Annotated in this window: 1 protein-coding gene; it reads left to right on the top strand. The window is 38.3% G+C overall.

Features of this window, described 5'->3' with window-relative positions:
- Positions 1-7 precede the first annotated feature (7 nt).
- A partial coding sequence (locus ASC84_RS23305; RefSeq protein WP_227515152.1) for a fimbrial protein occupies positions 8-846 on the top strand: 839 nt, incomplete at its 3' end.

Raw genomic sequence — 846 nt, 5'->3', positions numbered from 1 at the left:
ATAAGTCATGAATAAATTTCTTTGGTTAACCATTCCATCTATTTTGATTTTTTCACAAGCGGTGCTTGCTACGACGGTAGATTGCGCTCTTCAACCTAGGCTCAATATTAGCCGTAGTACAAACAATATCACAGCTTTTCCTTATAGCCAAAATATTGTAGACGCCACCCAGTATCCTGTAACTTCAGGTGGAGGCTGTCGCCCAATAGCCGCTGCCCGATTCGATTTTAGGGTAAATTCCAGTAATACTGACTTGGAAGGCTCAAAACCATTTGGTGTAAAATCAACAGTAAATGTTATTGGTTCAACTGCAAATGCAACTACGTTAGATGCAGCAAAAAATTGGTTAGCCAGTAATTTAAAGCTTAGCTTTCGTTTTCAAAGTAAAGATGATGCCGTTGATATTTTAAATCAAAATACAGCTTATAATATTTTTCCATCTAATACCGCAAACGGAGGTACAGGAGGTATAACCACGATCAATGGTGAACGTTATTCAACAGGAAATGGTTCATCAGGTGTGACAACTATGTCTGTTAATTTATTTTCCTTAGCAGTTCAGTTGAATGTTCAACCTTCCTCTTCAATTATAGATGCACTAAATGGTAAAACCATTGAAATTCATGCTGGAACTCTAACTGTTAAATATGATAACTGGGCGCTTGGTGGTAATCCGCCGCCGACCGGTGTCACAGCAACAAAGACGGTAGAAGTCTATCTGAATCTTAAACTGAACTTTAGGGGTTTTCCTACCTGTACCATGGAAAATCAGACGGTTAATTTAGCGCAGGTACCTACAGCGTTTTTGAACAGTAATCAAACAGCAAATGAACAAAGTTTTAATGT

It is taken from the genome of Acinetobacter sp. Root1280 (genome assembly GCF_001425285.1).
Lineage (GTDB): Bacteria > Pseudomonadota > Gammaproteobacteria > Pseudomonadales > Moraxellaceae > Acinetobacter > Acinetobacter guillouiae.
Note: the sequence above shows the minus strand (reverse complement) of the source record. Positions and strands in the feature narration are given on the sequence as shown.